The organism is Martinezella dioscoreae, assembly GCF_009176305.1.
Classification (GTDB): Bacteria; Pseudomonadota; Alphaproteobacteria; order Rhizobiales; family Rhizobiaceae; genus Rhizobium; species Rhizobium dioscoreae.
Genome location: NZ_BLAJ01000004.1, coordinates 405,852 through 427,772 on the forward strand (window position 1 = coordinate 405,852; position 21,921 = coordinate 427,772).

A 21,921-nucleotide genomic window follows, 5' to 3' on the forward strand; every position below is an offset into this window, starting at 1 on the left:
GGAGACCGGACCATGATCCTGAGCGAAGACCAGATCCAGATTCGCGACATGGCGCGCGATTTCGCCAGGGAGCGCCTGGCTCCGGGAGCCGCCGAGCGCGACGCGAAGAGCCTCTTTCCCCGCGAGGAATTGAAGGAGATGGGCGAACTCGGCTTCCTCGGCATGCTCGTGCCCGAGGCCTATGGCGGTTCGGAAACGGGCGTGATCGCCTATACCGTGGCACTTGAGGAAATTGCCGCCGGAGACGGGCCGTGCTCGACCATCATGAGCGTGCACAGCTCCGTCGGCTGCGTACCGATCCTGAAATACGGCACGGAGGAACAGAAGCAGCGCTTCCTGCCGAAACTGGCAAGCGGCGAATGGATCGGCGGCTTTGCCCTGACGGAGCCGCAGGCTGGCTCCGATGCCTCGAACCTGAAGACTCGTGCCCGCCGAGACGGTGATCATTATGTTATCGACGGCGCCAAGCAATTTATTACTTCGGGTAAGAATGGCAATGTCATCATCGTCTTTGCCGTCACAGACTCCGAGGCGGGCAAGAGGGGAATTTCCGCCTTCATCGTGCCGACCGACACGCCCGGCTACGAAGTCGTGCGCGTCGAACACAAGCTCGGTCTCCATTCGTCCGACACCTGCCAGATCGCCTTTACCGGCATGCGCGTCCCGGTGGAAAATCGGCTCGGCGAGGAAGGCGACGGTTACAGGATCGCCCTGTCGAATCTCGAAGGCGGGCGCATTGGCATCGCATCGCAATCCGTCGGCATGGCGCGAGCGGCTTTCGAGGCGGCGCGCGACTATGCCCGTGAACGCAAGACGTTCGGCTCGCCGATCATCGATCATCAGGCTGTCGCCTTCCGGCTTGCCGATATGGCGACGCAGATCGAGGTCGCCCGCCAGATGGTGTTGCACGCGGCACAGTTGAAGGAGGAGGGGCGGCCCTGCCTTACCGAAGCGTCGATGGCGAAGCTGTTCGCGTCGGAAATGGCCGAAAAGGTCTGCTCCAACGCGATCCAGATCCATGGCGGCTACGGATATATGGCGGACTATCCGGTCGAGCGCATCTATCGGGACGTCCGCATCTGCCAGATTTACGAGGGAACGAGCGACGTTCAGCGCATCGTTATCGCGCGCAACTTATAGTATGTTTTCGTGGAATGTTTGCGGTCGTGCCCGCCGTGGGGAGCGCGGGAGGGGGGCCGACAAGGGAGGTATCACAGCGCATGAACGAGGTTCCAAATCTGAGCCTGCACGTCCCCGAGCCGGCGGTGCGGCCAGGCGGCCAGCCGGATTTCTCCAATGTCAAGATCGCCAAGGCCGGCTCCGTGCCAAGACCGGCGGTCGACGTTGCGCCCGAGGAGATCCGCGATCTCGCCTATTCCATCATCCGCGTTCTCAACCGCGACGGCGAGGCGGTCGGCCCCTGGGCCGGATTGCTCTCCGATGAGGAGTTGCTGACGGGCTTGCGCAACATGATGAAGCTCAGGGCCTTCGACGCGCGCATGCTGATGGCGCAGCGACAGGGAAAGACCTCCTTCTATATGCAGCATCTTGGCGAAGAGGCGGTGAGTTCCGCCTTCCGCAAGGCGCTGAACAAAGGGGACATGAACTTTCCGACCTACCGGCAAGCGGGCCTCTTGATCGCCGACAACTATCCGATGGTCGAGATGATGAACCAGATCTACTCGAACGAGGCCGATCCCTTGCGTGGTCGGCAACTGCCGATCATGTATTCATCGAAGGAGCATGGCTTCTTTACCATCTCCGGCAATCTTGCCACCCAATATGTGCAGGCGGTCGGCTGGGCGATGGCGTCGGCCATCAAGAAGGACACCAAGATCGCCGCCGCATGGATCGGCGACGGTTCGACGGCCGAATCCGATTTCCATTCGGCGCTGGTCTTCGCCTCCACCTACAAGGCGCCGGTCATCCTCAATATCGTCAACAACCAATGGGCCATCTCCACCTTCCAGGGCATTGCCCGCGGCGGTTCCGGAACCTTCGCCGCTCGCGGCCTTGGCTTCGGCATCCCAGCGCTTCGGGTCGACGGCAATGACTATCTGGCGGTCTATGCCGTCGCCAAATGGGCGGCCGAGCGCGCAAGGCGCAACCTCGGCCCAACACTGATCGAATATGTCACCTACCGCGTCGGCGCCCATTCCACCTCCGATGACCCGAGCGCCTATCGGCCGAAAACCGAATCCGAGGCCTGGCCGCTCGGCGACCCAGTGCTGCGGCTAAAGAAGCATCTGATCGTGCGTGGTGTCTGGTCGGAAGAGCGCCATGCCCAGGCGGAGGCCGAGGTTCTCGATGAAGTTATCGAGGCACAGAAGCAGGCCGAAAGCCACGGCACGCTGCATGCGGGCGGCAAGCCATCGGTGCGCGACATCTTCGAGGGCGTCTATGCGGAAATGCCCGCCCATATCCGCCGCCAGCGGCAGAAGGCGGGGTACTGACATGGCAAGAATGACAATGATCGAGGCCGTGCGCAGCGCCATGGACGTCTCGATGGGGCGTGACGACGATGTCGTCGTCTTCGGCGAGGATGTCGGCTACTTCGGCGGGGTTTTCCGCGCTACGCAAGGACTCCAGGCCAAATACGGCAAGACCCGCTGCTTCGATGCGCCAATCAACGAATCCGGTATTCTCGGTACGGCGATCGGCATGGCGGCCTACGGCTTGAAGCCCTGCGTCGAAATCCAGTTCGCTGATTATATGTATCCGGCCTATGACCAGATCACCCAGGAAGCGGCGCGCATCCGCTACCGCTCCAATGGCGACTTTACCTGCCCGATCGTCGTGCGCATGCCGACCGGCGGCGGCATCTTCGGCGGGCAGACGCATAGCCAGAGCCCGGAAGCGCTGTTTACCCATGTCTGCGGATTGAAGGTGATCGTGCCGTCCAATCCCTACGACGCCAAGGGCCTGCTGATCGCGGCGATAGAGGATCCGGACCCGGTGATGTTCCTCGAACCGAAGCGGCTCTATAACGGCCCCTTCGATGGTCATCACGAAAGGCCGGTGACGCCCTGGTCGAAACATGATCTCGGCGAGGTTCCGGAAGGGCATTACACGATCCCGATCGGCAAGGCGGAAATCCGCCGGCCGGGGAGTGCCGTCACCGTGGTCGCCTACGGTACGATGGTGCATGTGGCGCTTGCCGCCGCCGAGGAGACAGGGATCGATGCCGAGGTGATCGATCTGCGCAGTCTTCTGCCGCTCGACCTCGATACGATCGTCCAGTCGGTGAAGAAGACCGGCCGCTGCGTCGTCGTGCACGAGGCGACGCTTACCTCCGGCTTCGGCGCGGAAGTCGCATCACTGGTTCAGGAGTACTGCTTCTATAGTCTTGAGGCGCCGATCGTGCGCGTGACCGGCTGGGACACGCCGTATCCGCACGCACAGGAATGGGACTATTTCCCCGGTCCCGCCCGTGTCGGCCGGGCGTTGAAAGAAGTGATGGAGGGCTGAGGATGGGTGAATTCGTCATCAAGATGCCCGATGTGGGTGAGGGCGTGGCCGAGGCCGAGCTGGTCGAGTGGCATGTCAAGCCGGGCGACCCGGTGCGTGAGGATATGGTGCTCGCGGCGGTCATGACCGACAAGGCGACGGTGGAAATCCCCTCGCCGGTCGAAGGGGTCGTGCTCTGGCTCGGCGCCGATGTCGGCGATACGGTCGCGGTCAAGGCGCCGCTCTTGCGCATCCAGGTCGCCGGCGAGGATGGGAATGCGAGCGAAGAGGCTTCCTTCGCCGCGGCTCCTCAACCTGTGAAGACCGAACCGGCCAAGGACGAGGGGACGGAGGCCAAGCCGGTCGCACCACCTCCGGCAAGACCGGCGGTCGAAGCGAAGGCTATCCAGTCGACGGCGCCGGTCGGGGGCCCGGTTCCCCGCGAACCGGCGGAGCGTCCGCTTGCTTCCCCTGCCGTGCGGTTGCGTGCCCAGGAGGCTGGTGTCGATTTGCGCCAGGTGCCTGGCACTGGGCCAGCGGGACGCATCACCCATGACAATCTCGATCAGTTCATCGCGCATGGCGTGCAGCATGCAACCGCTGCTCCAACCGGCCCCGCCCGCAAGACCGATGTCGAGGAGATCAAGGTCACCGGCCTGCGCCGGCGCATCGCCGAGAAGATGCGCCTCGCCGCCTCGCGCATTCCCCACATCACCTATGTCGAAGAGGTCGATGTCACCGACCTTGAAGACTTGCGGGCGACGATGAATGCCGGCCGCAAGCCTGATCAGCCGAAGCTGACCATTCTGCCCTTCCTGATGCGGGCGATGGTGAAGACGTTGGGCGAGCAGCCCGGTATCAACGCCACCTTCGACGACGATGCCGGTGTCGTTACCCGCTACGGAGCCGTCCATATCGGCATCGCCACGCAGACACCCTCCGGCCTGACCGTACCGGTCGTCCGCCACGCCGAAGCCAGGTCGATCTGGGATTGCGCCGCCGAGCTGACACGCCTTGCCGACGCCGCCCGCAATGGCACCGCCGCACGCGAGGAGCTGTCCGGTTCCACGATCACCATCTCCTCGCTCGGCGCGCTCGGCGGCATCGTGACGACGCCGATCATCAACCATCCCGAAGTCGCGATCGTCGGCGTCAACAAGATCATGACCCAGCCCGTCTGGGACGGGACCCAGTTCATCCCGCGCAAGATCATGAACCTGTCGTCGAGCTTCGACCATCGCATCGTCGACGGCTGGGACGCGGCGGTCTTCGTCCAGCGGATTAAGGCGCTGCTCGAAACCCCCGCGCTGATCTTCATCGAAGGTTGATGACATGAAAGAAATCGTCTGCAAGCTCCTCGTCATCGGCGCCGGACCCGGCGGCTATATCTGCGCCATCCGCGCCGGTCAGCTCGGCGTCGATACGGTGATCGTCGAATCCACAAAGGCTGGCGGCACCTGCCTGAATATCGGCTGCATCCCCTCCAAGGCGCTGATCCACGCGGCCGAGGAGTTCGAAAAGGTCAGCCACATGACCACTTCCAACGCGCTCGGCATCATTGTCGAGACGCCAAAGCTCGATCTCGCGCAGACCATACGCTGGAAAGATGGCATCGTCGGCCGGCTGAACAACGGCGTACTCGGTCTTTTGCGCAAGTCCAAGGTCAAGATCGTGCACGGCCAGGCGGCGTTCCGCGACGGCAAGACCGTCGAGGTTGAGACCGAGACCGGAACTCAGGTCATCCGTGCCGAAGCGGTTGTCATCGCGACTGGCTCCGAACCGGTGGAGTTGCCGCTGCTGCCCTTTGGCGGAGCGGTCCTCTCGTCCACCGAGGCGCTGTCGCTGACGAGTGTGCCCAATAGTCTCGCTGTTGTCGGCGGCGGCTATATCGGCCTGGAACTCGGCACTGCCTTCGCCAAGCTGGGCGCGCAGGTCACGGTGGTCGAGGCAATGCCGCGGATCCTGCCACAATATGACGCCGAGCTCGTCAAGCCGGTGGCCAAACGCTTGGGTGAGCTCGGCGTGCGCGTTCTGACTGGAGCGAAGGCGAAAGCCTATTCGGGAGAGGCGCTGCTGATCGAGACCGCTGCCGGCGAGGAAGAGCGGATCGCCGCTGACAAGGTTCTCGTCACAGTCGGGCGCAAGCCACGCACGGAAGGTTGGGGTCTCGAGGAACTCGATCTCGATCGCGCTGGCCGTTTCATTCGCATCGATGAGCGCTGCCGCACCTCCATGCGCGGTGTCTATGCCATCGGCGATGTCACGGGCGAGCCGATGCTTGCCCATCGCGCCATGGCGCAAGGAGAGATGGTTGCGGAGATCGTCGCCGGCCGCAAGCGTGTCTGGGATAAACGTGCCATTCCCGCCGTCTGCTTCACCGATCCCGAGATCGTCACCGCGGGGCTTTCACCCGATGAAGCGCGCGCCCAGGGCTATGAAATCCGCGTCGGTCTCTTTCCCTTCGCCGCCAACGGTCGTGCGATGACGACCCAGTCGGAAGACGGTTTTGTGCGGGCTGTAGCGCGCGCGGACACCAATCTGGTGCTTGGCCTGCAGGCGGTTGGTGCCGGCGTCTCGGAGCTGTCAAGCGCGTTCTCGCTGGCACTCGAGATGGGCGCGCGGCTGGAAGACATCGCCGGGACGATCCACGCCCACCCGACCCGCAGCGAAAGCCTGCAGGAAGCCGCGTTGAAAGCGCTTGGCCATGCCTTGCACATCTGAGCTGGTCTCAGCTGCCAATAGTCATTTTTCCGGAGATTTCGGCGACCAAAGGATGGTTTCGGCCGTCTTTTCGTAGGCCATGCCCTCCGGATAGCTGATGAGCTCCAATTGCAAGCCCCAGGGTGATTGGAAATAGAGGATGCTCTGTCCGGCATTCGGTCCCTCGCTGATGGGGAGCGGTCCGAGGCGGGTCGGGATGCCTTGTGTATCGAGGTAGGCCTTGGCCGCCTGAATGTCTTCGACATAAAGCCCGACATGGAAGGCGCCAATGTCGCTGTTCCTTTGTTCAAGGCGGCGCTGGTCCGGTGCCTCATATTCGAAGAGCTCCAGGCTGGAGCCGTAGCCGACGCGGATAAGCGCCGCGCGCCTGATGCGGGCGCGTGGATGAGTGCCCAGCGCCTGGCGCATGAAATCGCCGTCTTCGTCACCGATCGGGCCGAAGGTATAGGCATGCCTGCAACCAAGGATTCGGACGAAGAAGTCGAGTGCCTCGTCAAGATCAGGAACGGTAATGCCCGTATGGTCTTGACCCAGGAGGCCTGGCAATCCCAGGCTTGTGGCATTTGTCATGCAAGTCTCCCCTTCAACAGTTCCAGGACGAACCGTCGCCTGCGTGGTTCCGCGGCCCCGTCGCGCGGTCGCCGCTATTTTCTACCGAAAGCCTCGCTTCGCAAGTCATGCGATCGATGTTGGTTGCGTCGAGCCTACCCTATGTCAGAATTCAGGCGAGCAGGGTTGGCTTCAAAACCTCGGGACACTCTGTCGCAGGCAGCGAAGCATTGCCGATCGCAGCAATGGCCGGCATACGATGAGAGTAGGGATGTGCTTAGGGGCGAAAGCGGTGGCAGTCGATTTCAATTCGGAACTTCATGCGCGGCCATCGATCTATTTTTCGGGTCCGGCGCTGGTCGAGCATATAGCCCTGTCGGGCACATCACCCTCGATCTCCGACCTCAGCCACCGCGTTGTCGTTGCCGAGGACGCAATCGAAGGCCCTCGAACACAGGTCGAGTTTCATACCGAGTTCGTGACCGTCACCCGGGTGACACCTCTTGAGGCCGATCCCTCGACCTGGCCCGCGGGTTCCCTGTCGATCGATGAGGCGGCGCGGCTCGCTGGCTTGATCGACTGGGCGTTCATTTGCCGATTGGAAATTCTCATTTGCGGATCGGCGCCCAGCGAACTTGGCCCTCTCCTTTCGTCGCTTCAATTCGGCGATACGGCAGCGTCCACCATTGGCGGCGGAGCCGCGCTCGTTTGCTCGGATTTTCGCGTCGGAGATAATGGTATCAGCCGCACGATCCTTTTCAATCACGACCTCAACGCCTATCGGCTCGGCCGCATGGTGCGCAGGGTCTATGAAATCGAGACCTACCGCGTCATGGCGCTTCTGGGCTTTCCGGAGGCGCGGCGGCTTGGCCCGGTTCTTGGCGGTTACGACCGGAAGCTTGTCGAATTGACCAATCGCCACGTATCGACCTCCGCCGAAGACCATAAGCGACTGCTCGATGAGATTTCACAGCTTTCCGCGGAGGTGATCTCCGCGGCGGCACAGACGCGCAATCGCTTCGGCGCAACGGCTGCCTACTCCAAGATCGTTCATGTTCCAGGTTTTCAGCGTTTCGGGGTTTTCGTGGCGCGCCGCTTCAAACCGGCGGTCAGGAGCTGTGAGGCGACCGCATTGCGCCTGGAGCAATTGTCGCATGCGACCATGCATCTGATCGACCTGCTCCAGACCCGCATCCAGGTGGAGATCGAGGTCCAGAACGCCGTTCAGATTCAGGCCATGGCCGAGCGCGCCGAAACCCAGGTCAAAATTCAGCGCGCGGTCGAGGGTCTCTCGATCATCGCCATCAGCTACTACCTTCTGAGCCTGATCAAGGTCGCGATCGAGACGGCGGATCATGCCGGTCTTCATATCAATCCGATCTACATGCTGATCTCCATTCCCGTGGTGATCGGAGCGGTCGCCCTCGCGATCCTGAGGGTCAGGCACGCACTGAAATCCTGAAGTCTTTTTGAACGTAGCGCGCGGCAACTGCTGCCAGCACCAGCATGAATCCGAACTCCCACGCGCTTGGCGAGCCGCCAAGCGCGTGTCATGCCGACATGACCTCAATTGGCTGTCGGTCTTGGAAGAAGCACTTATAATTGTAATGAAACAATATACAGATTGACATGATCCATTGTCTCTTTCACGCTGATGTCATGAACATTCAGCCCGAGAAAGAGATGAAATTGGTGATGACGCCGGTTGTATCATTGGCAAGGCGTCGGTGCGCGCCATGACAATGATGGTGACGCTGGAGGATATAGAAGCGGCGCGGCGGCGCATTGCCCCAAAGGTGCTGCGCACGCCGTTGCGGCTCTCGCAAGCTCTGTCTCAGCGGACGGGTATTCCAGTTCATCTCAAGCTGGAAAACCATCAGCATACGGGCAGTTTCAAACTTCGCGGCGCCACGAACGCGCTTCTATGTTTGGACGAGAAGGAACGTTCGCGCGGGCTGGTGACGGCATCGACCGGCAATCACGGCAGGGCGGTTGCCCACGCCGCCAAGGCGATGGGCGCCCGTGCGACCATCTGCCTGTCCGCGCTTGTTCCGACCAACAAGGTCGAAGCTATCCGAAATCTTGGCGCGGACATCCGAATCGTCGGGCACTCGCAAGATGATGCGATGTCGGAGGTCGAGCGCCTCGTCCGTAAAGAGGGCATGTATTTCGTTCCCCCGTTTGATGATGCCGATGTCATTGCAGGCCAAGGCACGCTCGGACTCGAGGTCGCCGATGACTTGCCTGAGACCGCGCTTGTCCTTGTACCACTCTCGGGCGGAGGGCTGGCCTCGGGCGTTGCGGCCGCGATCAAGAGCCGTCTGCCGGCCGCCAAGGTGGTCGGCGTTTCGATGAAGCGCGGCGCGGCGATGGCGGCAAGCCTTGCGGCGGGTCGTCCAACGGATGTGCAGGAGGTAGAGACCCTGGCGGATTCACTGGGCGGCGGCATTGGGCTCGATAACCGCCTGACGTTCCGAATGTGCCGGACGCTTCTCGATGACGTCATCCTGCTCAGCGAGGAGGAGATCGCCGCCGGCATTCGCCATGCGGCTTTGATCGAGGGATTGACGGTCGAAGGGGCGGGCGCGGTCGGGATAGCGGCCCTGCTTGCCGGCAAGATCAAATCCAATGGTCCAACGGTTGTCGTCGTTTCCGGAGGCAATATCGATCCGGCGACCCATCGGGTTATCGTGAGCGGGCTCGATGAGGGAGTGGCGCCATGACACGCGTGCTGATCCTGACGGAAACAGACCTTCGCAAGGTCGTTCAGCTTGATAGTGATGCTGTCGATTGCGTCGAGCAGGCATTCGCGGCGCTGGCGACGAAGGCCGTGGAAATGCCACCGATCATGCGGCTCGACATCCCCGCCCATCGCGGCGAGGTCGACGTGAAGACGGCCTATGTTCCCGATCTCGCCAGTTTCGCGATCAAGGTCAGCCCCGGCTTCTTCGACAATCCATCACTTGGACTGCCAAGCACCAACGGGCTGATGATGCTCCTGTCGGCACGCACCGGCCTTGTCGAGGCGCTCCTGCTCGATAATGGCTATCTGACGGATGTGCGCACGGCCGCCGCAGGGGCCGTTGCCGCGCGACACCTGTCGCGCCCAGATAGCCGGATCGCAGCGATTTTTGGCGCCGGCATGCAAGCCCGTCTGCAATTGCGTGCACTTGCGCTCGTCCGACCAATCGAGGCTGCACGGATTTGGGCGCGCGATCTAGCAAAGGCCGACAAACTCGCGACCGACCTGACGGCCGAACTCGGCTTTCCCGTCGTGGCGGAAGCGGATGCCAAACAAGCCTGCCGTGACGCCGATATTATCGTCACCACCACGCCGTCGGATACGCCGATCCTCGATGCCACCTGGCTGCAGCCGGGCCAGCATGTCACCGCCATGGGTTCCGACGCCGAACACAAGAACGAGATCGATCCGTCCCTGATTTTGAAAGCCACGCCTTACGTCGCCGATAGCCTGAAACAGACGCGGCGGCTGGGCGAGCTTCATCATGCGATCGTCGCAGGACTTGTGAGCGAGAGCGCCGATTTCCCCGAACTCGGCGCCATTATCGCCGGCAAGGCGGCGGGCCGCCGGTCGCCCGAGGCGATCACCCTTTGCGATCTGACCGGGACCGGCGTCCAGGATACCGCCATTGCCACGCTTGCCCATCGACGCGCCGTCTCGGCCGGCGCAGGCCAAGCGATCGAAACGACGAAAGCATCAGGAGACTAAGCGTGAGCGAACCAACCCTCAATTTCACCCGCGCCGAATATGCCGAGCGGCTCGAAAAGACGCGCCGCGCGATGGAAAAAGCCGGTGTCGATCTCGTCATAGTCACGGATCCCTCCAACATGCACTGGCTCACCGGCTATGACGGCTGGTCCTTCTACGTGCATCAATGCGTGCTGGTGCCAGGCTCCGGCGAGCCGATCTGGTATGGCCGTGGCCAGGATGCCAATGGCGCCAAGCGCACCGCCTATCTGGCCCACGACAACATCATCGGCTATCCCGATCACTACGTGCAGTCCAATGAGCGCCATCCGATGGATCTGCTCTCGAAGATCATCGAGGAACGCGGCTGGGCCAACGCCTCGATCGCCGTCGAGATGGATAATTATTGGTTCACCGCCGCTGCCTATGCCTCGCTCGTCAAGCACTTGCCGAATGCCCGTTTCAAGGATGCCCAGGGGCTCGTGAACTGGCAGCGCGCCGTCAAGAGCAAGACCGAGCTCGACTATATGCGCAAGGCAGGTCGCATCGTCGAGGCCATGCACCAGCGGATCGTCGAAAAGGTCGAGCCGGGCATTCGCAAATCCGATCTGGTCGCCGAAATCTATGATGCCGGCATTCGCGGCGTTGACGGCTTCGGCGGCGATTACGCTGCCATCGTTCCCTTGCTGCCGTCGGGCGCCGATGCCTCCGCCCCGCATCTGACCTGGGACGACAAGCCGATGAAGAGCAGCGAGGGCACCTTCTTCGAGATCGCCGGCTGCTATCGCCGCTATCATTGCCCGCTGTCGCGCACCGTCTTCCTCGGCAAGCCGACGCAGGCGTTTCTCGACGCGGAGAAGGCGACGCTCGAGGGCATGGAGGCCGGCCTTGCCGCCGCCAAGCCAGGCAACGTCTGCGAGGATATCGCCAACGCTTTCTTCGCGGTCCTGAAGAAATACGGGATCGTCAAGGACAACCGCACCGGCTATCCGATCGGCCTTTCCTATCCGCCGGATTGGGGCGAGCGGACCATGAGCCTGCGCCCCGGCGATCGCACCGAGCTCAAACCAGGCATGACGTTCCATTTCATGACCGGTCTCTGGCTGGAAGACATGGGCATGGAAATCACCGAAAGCATCGTCATCACGGAAAGCGGCGTCGAGTGCCTGTCCAACGTCCCCCGACGACTTGTCGTGAAGTGATCGCCTGAGATGAACAGCATGAGCATATCCAAACGTCCATCGCCGATCACACCATCAGTCGATTTCGATCGCGACGGCATCCAGCACGGGCATCTGCGCCTTCCCTGGTCGCGCGACGATTCCGCCTGGGGTTCGATCATGATCCCCATCTGCGTCATCAGGAACGGCGAGGGGCCGACGGCGCTTTTAACTGGCGCCAATCATGGCGATGAATATGAAGGCCCCGTTGCCCTCTTCGATCTCGCCCGGACGCTGAAGCCGGAGGAGATCAAGGGTAGGATCATCATCGTTCCGGCGATGAATTACCCTGCGTTCCGGGCGGGCACCCGTACCTCGCCGATCGACAAGGGCAATCTCAATCGAAGCTTCCCCGGTCGGCCCGACGGCAGCGTGACCGAGAAGATCGCGGACTACTTCACGCGCTACCTGCTGCCGTTGGCCGATATCGTGCTCGACTTTCATTCGGGCGGCCGTACGCTTGATTTCCTGCCGTACGCCGCAGCGCATGAGTTGCCGGACAAAGGGCAGGAAAAGGCCTGCTTCGCCAGCGTTGCCGCGTTCTCCGCGCCCTATTCCATGCGCATGATCGAGATCGATGCTGTCGGCATGTACGACACAACGGCCGAGGAAATGGGCAAGGTCTTTGTGACCACGGAGCTTTCGGGCGGTGGAACCATATCGGCGCGCACGGCTTCCATTGCCAAGCGCGGCGTATTGAATGTGCTGAAGCACGCCGGAATCCTTGCAGGCGCTCCGGAGATCGAAGCGACGCAATGGCTCGATATGCCGTCGTCGGACTGCTTCATCTTTTCCGATGGCGACGGCCTATTCGAACCGCTCAAGGACCTGGGTGAGAAGGTTTCGCGAGGAGAAATCATCGCCCGTATCCATCCGATTGGACGCACCGGATCGGAGCCCTTTGACTATCGGGCGGCGCTGGACGGTGTTCTCGCCGCACGTCATTTCCCCGGCCTTATCAAGACCGGGGATTGCCTGGCCGTCGTCGCGACCTTGACGGGAGGCCCCTGAATTGCCGCGCCGCGACAGCGCGGCGCGGATCACCAACCCGCGACGGCAAAGAACCGGAAAACCGGACGGCCGATAGCGGAATCCAACCACAGAGGAGTGAACCATGAGATCGAATTTTTACCGCAGCCTTACCGCCATGGGTCTGACCCTCGGCCTCGCCGTTTCAGCCCATGCCGCCAGCCTCGAGCAGATCAAGAAGGATGGCTACATCCGCGGCGCCAGCGCCAATGAGGTTCCCTATAGCTATATGGACGAGAGCGGTGCCGCCAAGGGCATTGGTCCCGATGTTGCCGCCGCCGTGCTGAAGTCGATGGGTGTCAAGGAAGTCGACTGGACCGTAACGCCATTCGGGTCGCTGATCCCCGGCCTGAAGGCCAAGCGCTTCGACTTCGTTGCCGCCGAGCAGAACATCCTGCCGGAGCGCTGCAAGCAGGTGCAATTCACCACGCCGAATTCGAGCTACGGCGAGGGGTTATTGGTGCCGAAGGGCAATCCGAAGAAGCTGCATTCCTATGAGGATATCAAGAAGGATCCGTCGCTCAAGGTCGCGATCGTATCGGGTGCCGATCAGCTCGATTTCTTCCATGGTCTCGGCATTCCGGAGTCCCAGATCGTCATGATCCAGGCGAATGCGGATGCGCTGTCCACGATCCAGACCGGCCGCGCCGACGCCTATGCGGCAACCGAGCTGACCGTCGCCAAGCTCGTTCAGGGCAGCACGAATGTCGAGCACGCAGAACCGTTCACGGATCCGGTCATCAACGGGAAATCCGTCAGAAGCTATGGCGGCTTTGATTTCCGGCCCGAGGACAAGGATCTCTACAAGGCCTTCAATACCGCTCTCGAGGCTTTCAAGAAGACCGACGACTACAAGAAAATCCTGATGTCCTATGGTCTCAGCGCCGAAAGCGTCGAGGCCGCGCGCACGAAGAGCACCGATGACCTGTGCGCGGGCAAATGAGCCTATCGATAATCGAGAACGACCTAGCGGCCGTCTGCGGACGATCGCCAGGTTGTTCGGCCCCTCCCATTCTGGAACGGAGGTGACCCGGACATGAGCTGGACCCACTATCTGCCGGCATTGCTGAAGGGCGCGGAGGTGACGGCGCTCATCGCCGTCGCCTCGATGTTCCTGGGCGCGATCCTCGCCTTTGCGGCCGGCCTTGCGCGCTTTGCCGGAGGGCGGCTGCTCTCCGCAATCGCGATCGTCTATATCGAGATCTTTCGCGGTACGTCGCTTCTGGTGCAGCTTTTCTGGCTCTATTACGCGCTGCCGCTGATCGGGATCTCCTTCGATCCCATCACCACGGGCATCGCCGGTCTGGCGCTCAACATCGGCGCCTATGGCGCGGAGGTGGTGCGCGGCGCGTTGCAGGCGGTTCCCGACACGCAACATGAGGCGGCGCGCGCCTTGAATTTCGGGCACGGCCAGACACTCTTCCATATCGTCCTACCGCAGGCCGTGGTCGAAATGATGCCGGCCTTCGGTAATCTCGCCGTGCAGAATCTGAAGGACACCGCATTGGTGTCGCTGATCTCGATCAGCGATCTCACCTTCCAGGCGCAGCAATTGCGCAACATCACGCTCGACAGCGTGACGATCTATTCGCTGACGCTCATCGGATATTTCATCATGGCGCTCATTCTGGTTGCCTTCATGCGCTGGCTGGAGACGATTCTTCGCCGTGGCGTCGCCTTCCCGGGGAGGGCCCCGGCATGATGTATGGCTTCACCTGGGATACGTCGACGACGCTGTCTTTCGCATTGTCGATCCTGCCGATCCTTGGCATCGGCCTGATCGTCACGCTGGAGGCGGCGGCCGCCGGCTTTGCGATCGCGCTTGTTCTCGGCCTTGTCTTCGCCTTGCTGCGGCGCAGCCGCTTCGCGGTGATCTCCTGGCCGACGGCTTTCGTCATCGAGTTCCTGCGCGATACGCCGCTGCTCGTCCAACTCTTCTTCCTCTATTACGTCCTGCCGATCTACGGCATCGTCCTGCCGGCCTTCCTGACCGGTGCGTTGGCGCTCGGTCTGCAGTATTCGGCCTATACGTCGGAGGTCTATCGCGGCGGCCTGGATGCCGTGTCGCTCGGACAATGGGAAGCTGCGACGGCGCTCAATCTCAGCCGCGGCCGCACCTATTGGGATATCATAATCCCACAGGCCATTCCCCGCATCATTCCGGCCATGGGCAACTATCTCGTGTCCATGTTGAAGGAGACACCGGTCCTGTCCGTCGTCACGGTGGTTGATATGCTCAACCTCGCCAATCTTATCGGGGATCGGACGTTCGAGTATCTGGTGCCGCTTTCGCTCGTCGGCCTGATCTTTCTCATCCTCACGCTCGTCTGCTCGGCGGCCATTCATTGGCTCGAAAAGGCGTTGCCGAAAAACGGAATTGCTCTCAAATGACGCAACCACTGATCCGCTTTCAAGATGTGACCAAGCGCTACGGCCACCTGACCGTTCTCGACAATTTCTGCTTCGACGTCACGCCCGGCGAAAAGGTGACATTGATCGGTCCTTCCGGTTCTGGAAAATCGACGGTCCTGCGCATCCTGATGACGCTCGAACCTTTCCAGGAGGGTACCCTGCATCTGGCCGGTATGTCCTATCATCAGGATAACGGCCGTGGTCGTTTCCTCGCCAGCGAGGCGCATCTGCGCCAGATCCGTACCCATGTCGGCATGGTGTTCCAGAGCTTCAACCTGTTTCCGCACATGACCGTGCTGCGCAACGTCGTCGAAGCGCCGACACGCGTGCTCGGGCTTGGGCGGGCGGAGGCCGAGTGCCGCGCGGTCGAGCTTTTGCGCATGGTCGGGCTTTCGGAGAAGAAGGATCATTATCCGAGCCAGCTTTCCGGCGGCCAGCAGCAGCGCGTCGCGATCGCCCGTGCGCTCGCCATGCGTCCAAGGGTGTTGTTGTTCGACGAGCCGACATCGGCGCTCGATCCGCAGCTCGTCGGCGAGGTGCTCGGCGTCATCCGCGATCTAGCCCATGAACATGATCTGACCATGCTGCTCGTCACCCATGAGATGCGCTTTGCCCGCGAAGTCTCCGATCGCGTCTGCTTTTTCGACAGGGGCCGCATCTGCGAGCAAGGTAAGCCGGAAGATATCTTCAGCGCGCCGAAGGAAGACCGCACCAAGGAGTTTCTGCGCTCCGTTCTTTGATCGGATGCAGCGCTGAACTCGACGCCTTCCGTTGCGATTAAACGATCGATCCCACATCGAAGACAGGCGGCAGCTGTTCGAACGTGCCGCGAACGGTTTCGAGCGCCGAGCGAAGGGCGGAATGGGAGAGTCGGCCACCGAGACAGATGCGGATGCCGCCGACCGGCCGCTCTCCACCGGCGACGAACGGATCGGATGGCGTGACCGCCACGCCTTTGCGGGCAAGCGCCCGCACGAGACCTTCCTCGGTCCAACGTTCCGGAACAGAAAGCCAGGCGCAAAGCGACAGCGGATGGCTGCCGGCGACGAATGGCGCCAGCACATCAGAGACGATCGCCTGCCGGGCCTCCGCCTCGCTTCGCTGGACGGCAAGCAGGGCTTGCGCCGTCCCATCCAGTACCCAGCGCGACGCCATTTCGGCGACGACGTTGGTGGCGCTCCATCCGGTGACGCGCAGGATCGAAGCGGCGCGGATCGAATAATGTGCCGGCACGACGAGATAGCCGATGCGCAATCCCGTCATGACGGATTTCGTGAAGCTGGTCACGAAGAAGCCGAGCTCGGGTATGAGGTCCGCCATCGACGGAAGGGGATCGCGCAGCATCGGCTTGTAAACCTCATCCTCGATGACGAAGACACCATGCCGGCGGGCGATATCCGCGATTGCGCGCCGACGCTCGGCCCCCATGACATGGCTGGTGGGATTGCCAAGCGAGGAAACGATGACAAGCGCCGTTACGTCGCCGATGGCACAGGCCGCCTCGAAGGCCTCGGGCAGGATACCCTCGCGATCGGTCGGAAGACCACGCAGCGTAAAGCCGAGAACATTGGCAAGGCCGATGATGCCGTGATCGGTCAGGCTCTCGGTCAGGACCACTTCGTCGGGACGAACGACCGAAGCGACGGCAAGGAAAAGCCCGTGCGCCGCGCCATTCGTGATCAGGATCCGGTCTGGATCGGTCTTCACCGACAAGCCGGCGAGCCAGACCTGCGCCGCGGCGCGATGGGCATCGAGGCCGGCGATCGGCCGGCAGGGCCGCATGAAGCTGCTATTGTCGCTTTCGGCAAGCGCCTGCATCAGTTCACGGGCCGATCGCTCATGCGCCTCGGTATAGACAGCTCGGATGATGGAGAGATCGGCGCTGCCGCTCGGATCGCGATCGAGCATGAAGCTGTCGGCGCGTTCGGTGACGCGGCTGCGCACGAAGGTGCCGCGCCCCACCTCGCCGCGCAGGTAGCCGCGGCGCTCCGCCTCCTTGTAGCTCAAACTCACGGTTTGGACGGAAATTCCCAGTGCATGGGCAAGATCGCGATGCGTTGGCATCTGCGCGTGGACGGGCAGAATGCCGTCATCGATGTCGGAGATGATCTTGTCGGTGAGCAGCTTGTGCTTGGTCACGCCCTTGCGATGCTGAAGGACGGGCTTCCAGGCGCCATTGTCCTGGCTTTTTGAATCATGACGATACATGGATTGATCCGGTACAATTACAGGAGTCCATGTACACCATTCGGCATCGGATGGCGACGACCGAATGCAATGGCGCGGCCTTTTGTCAACAACAGGCCGCGCCATTCGCGTAGGATGTGCAGGGTCGCCTCGTCAGGAGCGGATCAGCGGTTCGAAAATACGCTTTCGATGGCGCCGGCCGCCGCCTTGACGACGATATCGGCTTCCTCGCGCGTCAGGCATAGCGGCGGCGCAAAGCCGAGGATGTCTCCTTGCGGCATGGCGCGGCCGATGACACCGCGCTCGAGCAATGCCGACGCCACCTGCGGTCCGATCTTCTGCGCGGGATCGAAGAACTTGCGATCATCCTTGTCCTCGACGAATTCGATGGCCGCCATCAGCCCGTCGCCACGAACCTCGCCGACATGCCTGTGGCCGCCGACGGCCTTGGCGAGTTCGGAGCGGAAATAGGCGCCGGTAGAGCCTGCATTTTCGACGATGCCGAGTTCGTCGACCAGCTCGAGATTGGCGATACCAGCAGCCGCGCAGATCGGATGCGCCGAATAGGTCCAGCCATGACCGATGGCGCCGAGCTGGTCGGATCCCTGCACGAGAACCTGCCACATCTTGTCGGAGACGATGCTGCCCGAAAGCGGCGCATAGGCGGAAGTCAGGCCCTTGGCGATGGTGATCAGATCCGGCTTCATACCGTAATGATCGGAGCCGAACATCGTGCCGAGACGGCCGAAGCCGGTGACGACCTCGTCGGCGACGAGCAGCACGTCATATTTGTCGAGGACGGCCTGGATCTTCTGCCAGTAGGTCTTCGGTGGCGGAACGATGCCGCCGGTGCCGAGGATCGGCTCGCCGATAAAGGCCGCGACCGTCTCCGGACCTTCAGCGAGGACCATCTCCTCCAGTCTGTCCGCGCAATGCTGCGCGAATTGTTCCTCGTTCATCGCGCGGTCGGCGCGGCGGAAGAAATAGGGCGCCTCGGTGTGGAGGATCGGCGCACGTGGCAGGTCGAAGGCCTTGTGGAACAGTTCGAGACCGGTGAGGCTGCCCGTCATGACGCCTGAGCCATGATAGCCGCGCCAGCGCGAAATGATCTTCTTCTTTTCCGGTCGGCCGAGAATATTGTTGTAGTACCAGATGAGCTTGATGTTGGTCTCGTTGGCATCGGACCCGGAAAGCCCGAAATAGACGCGGCTCATGCCTTCCGGGGCGCGGTCGATGATCATCTTCGAAAGCGTGATGGAAGCTTCCGTGCCGTGGCCGACATAGGCGTGGTAATAGGCAAGGTTCCTTGCCTGCTCGGCGATTGCATTGGCGATTTTCTCTCTTCCATAGCCGACATTGACGCAATAAAGGCCGGCAAAGGCATCGAGGCTCTTCTTGCCAGTGGTATCCGTGATGTAGACGCCTTCGGCGCCGGCGATGACGCGCGCCGGAGTTTCGCCGCGCGCATGCATTCCCATGTGGGTCGAGGGATGGAAGAAATGGTCCCTGTCCCAGGCATTCAATTCGTTGCGCTTGTCCAACATATTCTCGTTCCTTCTTTTTTATTCGCGGCGTCAGGCTGTCGTGTCGACGCAGAGATATTTGAGCTCGGTGAAAGCCTCGATGCCGTGGCGGGAGCCTTCGCGGCCGAGACCGGATTGCTTCCAGCCGCCGAAGGGAATTGGGCCGCCCGTGATCTTCACGCGGTTGATGGCCACCATGCCGTATTCTAGCGATCGGCCAAGCCGCATCTGCCGCGCACCGTTGGCCGTGACAACGTAGGCGACGAGGCCATATTCCGTGTTGTTAGCCCGGGCCACCACCTCGTCCTCGCTGTCGAAGACGCTGACGGCTGCGACCGGTCCGAAGGTTTCTTCGTGCATGATCAACGCGTCCGGCGCAGGCTCGACGAGCAGGGTCGGCTGGAAGAAGAGGGAGCCGGCCGCATGGCGCTTGCCGCCGGTAACGAGCCTTGTGCCATGCTGCAAGGCGTCCCTGACCTGCTCCTCGACCTTGGCAACCGCACGTTCATGCATGAGCGGCCCGATGTCGGAGGTGCCATCCAATCCGTTCCCGACCTTAAGAGCTTCGATGCGCTTGGCGAAAGCCGTAACGAAAGCGTCCATGATCGGGCGCTGGACGAAGATACGGTTGGCGGCGAGGCAGTCCTGACCGGAGGTCGCGAATTTGGCACTGATAGCGATATCGACGGCGCGGTCGAGATCCGCATCGTCGAAGACGATCAAGGGCGCATGGCCGCCAAGCTCCATCACAAGACGCTTCATTGTCCCCGCACACTGGCCGGCGATCATCTTGCCGATGCCGGTCGAGCCGGTGAAGCTCAATGCCCTGACTCGGAGGTCGTCGCAGAAGGCGCCGACGATGGTTGCGGCATCACCGGTCACGACATTGAACACACCGGCCGGAAGCCCGGCACGTTCGCCGAGTTCGGCAAGGGCCAGCGCCGATAGCGGAGTTTCGGACGACGGATGAGCGACGACGGTGCAGCCGGCCGCAAGCGCTGCAGCGGCCTTACGCGTGATCATGGCGGAAGGAAAGTTCCAGGGGGTGACGATGCCGACGACGCCAAGCGCTTCCCGGCGCACGATCATTTCGGCATTTGGCAGATGGCTGGTCACGCTCTCAGCATTGATGCGCTTTGACTCCTCGGCATACCATTCGATGAAGCCTGCGGCGTAATCGATCTCGCCGCGGGATTCGGCGAGCGGCTTGCCTTGTTCCAGCGTCATGATGAGCGCCAGATCCTCGCGTGCCTCCAGCATGAGTTCATACCACTTGCGCAGAATCGCTGATCGCTGCTGCGGCAGAAGCGAACGCCAGGCGGCAAAGGCACGCGCGGCAGTATCGATGGCGCCGATGGTCTCCTGCCTGTCGAGACTGGCAACCCAGGCAAGCGTCGCGGACGATGCAGGGTCCGTGACCTCGAAGCTTTGATTGGCTTTGCCGGCGACCCAACGACCGGCAATATAGGAAAGATCTCGCAGCAGATGGCGGTCGTTCAGCCTTGAAAGGGCTTCATGATAGGTGGCGCGAGCGTGGAGCGCGGTCATGGTCGGGTCTCTCGTTCCAGATACCCGATGCTGCCATGGAACGCCGCGAGAGATTGTCCATTGCTGGCGGTTGGAAGAGAGAAAGGACCTAAAGTGAATGGTGTCTGTAGAGAATCTCTCTATTCGCCGCCAGGCGCATCCGGGGAAAGCAGGTCGGCGACGGGAAGCACCGTTTCTTCCTTCACGGTCTTGGTCACGATGTATGTGAAATAGCGTTCGATGCCGAGGTCGCGATTTAGGAGGTCGTCGATCAGACGCTGATAGGCATCGATATCTGCCGCCATGATCTTCAGGATGTAATCGACGCCACCGCCGACGGCCCAGCAGGCAACGATCTCCGGCGTCGCCGCGACCGTTCGTTCGAAGCGCTCGAAATCCGCCTGGCGATGATTGGCGAGCGTGACCTCGACCATGACGCTGGCGATCGGAGCAAGACGCCGCAGTGCCAGATGTGCATGGTAACCGGTGATAATTCCAGCCTTTTCCAGCTTTCGAAGGCGGAGCCAGCATGGTGTCGGCGACAATCCCACCTTATCGGCCAGCGCGAGCTTGGTGATGCGGCCATCGCGCTGAATGGCGTCCAGTATCCGCAGATCGATTGCATCAAGTCTCATGTGAAAGCTGCTTGTCGTCGTCACTTATCGTTTCCAGACCAATGGCACTCGAAACCAGAGCTGACAAGCTTGCTTTGTGGAATTGGGCTGATCGCGCGGCGTTGTCTGATCCTGAATGAGGCTCTTTATCTGCCGGAAGGGCGGCGCTGATTATGTTATGCGGCTATCGGGAAACAGGTTTACGAGCGATGCTCTTCACATCCCGTCAGCGGGGTATCATGGAAAAATATAATAGATATTTCTAATTTGCGCTGCGATGCCAAATCTTCTCGCGCCCTATTCTATGATGTTCGGGATCGAGCGTTCAATGCGAACATCCAGACGGATGACGCGCGTGCTGAGAATTTGAGATTCGCGCACGGTTTCGAAAACGGGCAGGAAAACCGGACGAATGATCGTGAACCAGGAAGCGACCTCGTCGATGTTGGCACTGACGCTTGTGGTCTTGCCGCTTTCATCCTTGCCGACGATCAAAAGATTGCCGGCCAGCGGCGAGGGGTGATCTTTCAAATCCGCTATGCTGGAAAGTCCGTCGATAAGGCCGTTATTATCGGCATAGAGAAGATGGGAGTCCGCGATGCGGACGATATCGATCCCACTGGAGCCGACCAACTTGCGGATGTGCTCGATCCGGTTGCCGGCGGGAAGCATCACCGTCCGGATCGTTCCGTCGACCGTGCTTAAAAGATATGACTTGGCTTCTGGCATGGGAATTTCTTCCGTTTGCCGTTCGACGAAGTGCGGTTCTTGCGCACGAACGAGGCGAAGCTGCGGTCGTGCTCTCCTATGGGATTCATATGGGCTATAATCATTCGCCATTCCCATGCCACCTCGAGAATTAGCAGCAGAAGATATTGGCCCTATAGGCGCGAGCTTGTGCAACTTTTGCAAGCATCAAAATTCGTTCGGTGTGTTGCCTTTTCTTCAACGGCGACGTGTCCCCGACGCCTCAAATCCGAATA

The 21,921-nt window shown here is 61.4% G+C and carries 20 protein-coding genes; 14 read left to right on the forward strand and 6 right to left on the reverse strand.

What is annotated here, in order from left to right; genetic code table 11:
- Nucleotides 1-12: 12 nt before the first annotated feature.
- The 5 genes from GDN47_RS19090 (at nucleotide 13) to lpdA (ending at nucleotide 6,168) form a co-directional block, all read left to right on the forward strand.
- On the forward strand, nucleotides 13-1,140 hold the full coding sequence (locus tag GDN47_RS19090; RefSeq protein ID WP_152094002.1) for an acyl-CoA dehydrogenase family protein: 1,128 nt from the start codon (nucleotides 13-15) through the stop codon (nucleotides 1,138-1,140).
- 80 nt (nucleotides 1,141-1,220) lie between these two features.
- Nucleotides 1,221-2,453, forward strand: coding sequence for a 3-methyl-2-oxobutanoate dehydrogenase (2-methylpropanoyl-transferring) subunit alpha (locus tag GDN47_RS19095; protein WP_152094003.1), 1,233 nt, complete (start codon nucleotides 1,221-1,223; stop codon nucleotides 2,451-2,453).
- Between the two features lies 1 nt (nucleotide 2,454).
- Complete coding sequence (locus GDN47_RS19100) at nucleotides 2,455-3,468, forward strand: alpha-ketoacid dehydrogenase subunit beta (RefSeq protein ID WP_113353244.1); 1,014 nt, start codon at nucleotides 2,455-2,457, stop codon at nucleotides 3,466-3,468.
- 2 nt (nucleotides 3,469-3,470) lie between these two features.
- Nucleotides 3,471-4,775 (forward strand): dihydrolipoamide acetyltransferase family protein, encoded by a 1,305-nt coding sequence (locus GDN47_RS19105; protein WP_152094004.1) that lies wholly within the window; start codon nucleotides 3,471-3,473, stop codon nucleotides 4,773-4,775.
- A 4-nt stretch (nucleotides 4,776-4,779) separates the two neighbouring features.
- Complete coding sequence (lpdA, locus tag GDN47_RS19110) at nucleotides 4,780-6,168, forward strand: dihydrolipoyl dehydrogenase (protein ID WP_152094005.1); 1,389 nt, start codon at nucleotides 4,780-4,782, stop codon at nucleotides 6,166-6,168.
- A gap of 21 nt (nucleotides 6,169-6,189) precedes the next feature.
- Here lpdA and GDN47_RS19115 read toward each other — a convergent pair whose 3' ends face one another.
- On the reverse strand, nucleotides 6,190-6,738 hold the full coding sequence (locus GDN47_RS19115; RefSeq protein WP_113353241.1) for a VOC family protein: 549 nt from the start codon (nucleotides 6,736-6,738) through the stop codon (nucleotides 6,190-6,192).
- Nucleotides 6,739-6,976: 238 nt separating this feature from the next.
- On the opposite strand from GDN47_RS19115, the gene GDN47_RS19120 reads away from it, so the two are divergent.
- The 9 genes from GDN47_RS19120 (at nucleotide 6,977) to ehuA (ending at nucleotide 15,827) form a co-directional block, all read left to right on the forward strand.
- A complete protein-coding gene (locus GDN47_RS19120; protein WP_152094006.1) occupies nucleotides 6,977-8,179 on the forward strand; it encodes a DUF3422 domain-containing protein in 1,203 nt (400 codons plus the stop codon).
- Between the two features lie 274 nt (nucleotides 8,180-8,453).
- Nucleotides 8,454-9,440 (forward strand): hydroxyectoine utilization dehydratase EutB, encoded by a 987-nt coding sequence (gene eutB / locus GDN47_RS19125; RefSeq protein WP_173002525.1) that lies wholly within the window; start codon nucleotides 8,454-8,456, stop codon nucleotides 9,438-9,440.
- The gene (gene eutC, locus GDN47_RS19130; RefSeq protein WP_152094007.1) at nucleotides 9,437-10,447 is read left to right on the forward strand and encodes an ectoine utilization protein EutC; all 1,011 of its coding nucleotides are present in this window, start codon (nucleotides 9,437-9,439) and stop codon (nucleotides 10,445-10,447) included. The genes eutB and eutC overlap by 4 nt, the downstream gene beginning before the upstream one ends.
- 2 nt (nucleotides 10,448-10,449) lie before the next feature.
- Entirely contained in the window at nucleotides 10,450-11,628 is a 1,179-nt protein-coding gene (gene doeA / locus GDN47_RS19135) for an ectoine hydrolase DoeA (RefSeq protein ID WP_152094008.1), read from the forward strand.
- A 9-nt stretch (nucleotides 11,629-11,637) separates the two neighbouring features.
- Complete coding sequence (gene doeB / locus GDN47_RS19140; RefSeq protein WP_113353237.1) at nucleotides 11,638-12,657, forward strand: N(2)-acetyl-L-2,4-diaminobutanoate deacetylase DoeB; 1,020 nt, start codon at nucleotides 11,638-11,640, stop codon at nucleotides 12,655-12,657.
- Nucleotides 12,658-12,760: 103 nt separating this feature from the next.
- The gene (gene ehuB / locus GDN47_RS19145) at nucleotides 12,761-13,618 is read left to right on the forward strand and encodes an ectoine/hydroxyectoine ABC transporter substrate-binding protein EhuB (RefSeq protein WP_113353236.1); all 858 of its coding nucleotides are present in this window, start codon (nucleotides 12,761-12,763) and stop codon (nucleotides 13,616-13,618) included.
- Nucleotides 13,619-13,711: 93 nt separating this feature from the next.
- Nucleotides 13,712-14,377, forward strand: a complete 666-nt coding sequence (gene ehuC / locus GDN47_RS19150; RefSeq protein ID WP_113353235.1) for an ectoine/hydroxyectoine ABC transporter permease subunit EhuC — start codon at nucleotides 13,712-13,714, stop codon at nucleotides 14,375-14,377.
- Nucleotides 14,374-15,066: an ectoine/hydroxyectoine ABC transporter permease subunit EhuD gene (ehuD, locus tag GDN47_RS19155; RefSeq protein ID WP_113353234.1), complete on the forward strand. Its 693-nt coding sequence runs from the start codon at nucleotides 14,374-14,376 to the stop codon at nucleotides 15,064-15,066. The genes ehuC and ehuD overlap by 4 nt, the downstream gene beginning before the upstream one ends.
- Nucleotides 15,063-15,827 carry an ectoine/hydroxyectoine ABC transporter ATP-binding protein EhuA gene (gene ehuA / locus GDN47_RS19160; RefSeq protein WP_113353233.1) on the forward strand — a complete coding sequence of 255 codons (765 nt, stop codon included), beginning with the start codon at nucleotides 15,063-15,065 and terminating at the stop codon, nucleotides 15,825-15,827. The genes ehuD and ehuA overlap by 4 nt, the downstream gene beginning before the upstream one ends.
- A 37-nt stretch (nucleotides 15,828-15,864) precedes the next feature.
- Here the strand turns inward: ehuA and ehuR are convergent, their stop codons facing one another.
- From ehuR to GDN47_RS19185, 5 genes are all read right to left on the reverse strand, one after another.
- A complete protein-coding gene (gene ehuR / locus GDN47_RS19165; RefSeq protein WP_113353232.1) occupies nucleotides 15,865-17,295 on the reverse strand; it encodes a MocR-like ectoine utilization transcription factor EhuR in 1,431 nt (476 codons plus the stop codon).
- 143 nt (nucleotides 17,296-17,438) lie between these two features.
- A complete protein-coding gene (locus tag GDN47_RS19170) occupies nucleotides 17,439-18,818 on the reverse strand; it encodes an aspartate aminotransferase family protein (protein WP_152094009.1) in 1,380 nt (459 codons plus the stop codon).
- A 30-nt stretch (nucleotides 18,819-18,848) separates the two neighbouring features.
- Nucleotides 18,849-20,345, reverse strand: a complete 1,497-nt coding sequence (locus GDN47_RS19175; protein ID WP_152094010.1) for an NAD-dependent succinate-semialdehyde dehydrogenase — start codon at nucleotides 20,343-20,345, stop codon at nucleotides 18,849-18,851.
- 119 nt (nucleotides 20,346-20,464) lie between these two features.
- Nucleotides 20,465-20,959 carry an Lrp/AsnC family transcriptional regulator gene (locus GDN47_RS19180; protein ID WP_113331108.1) on the reverse strand — a complete coding sequence of 165 codons (495 nt, stop codon included), beginning with the start codon at nucleotides 20,957-20,959 and terminating at the stop codon, nucleotides 20,465-20,467.
- Nucleotides 20,960-21,235: 276 nt separating this feature from the next.
- Nucleotides 21,236-21,850, reverse strand: coding sequence for a DUF3846 domain-containing protein (locus GDN47_RS19185; protein WP_233789999.1), 615 nt, complete (start codon nucleotides 21,848-21,850; stop codon nucleotides 21,236-21,238).
- Nucleotides 21,851-21,921: the final 71 nt, after the last annotated feature.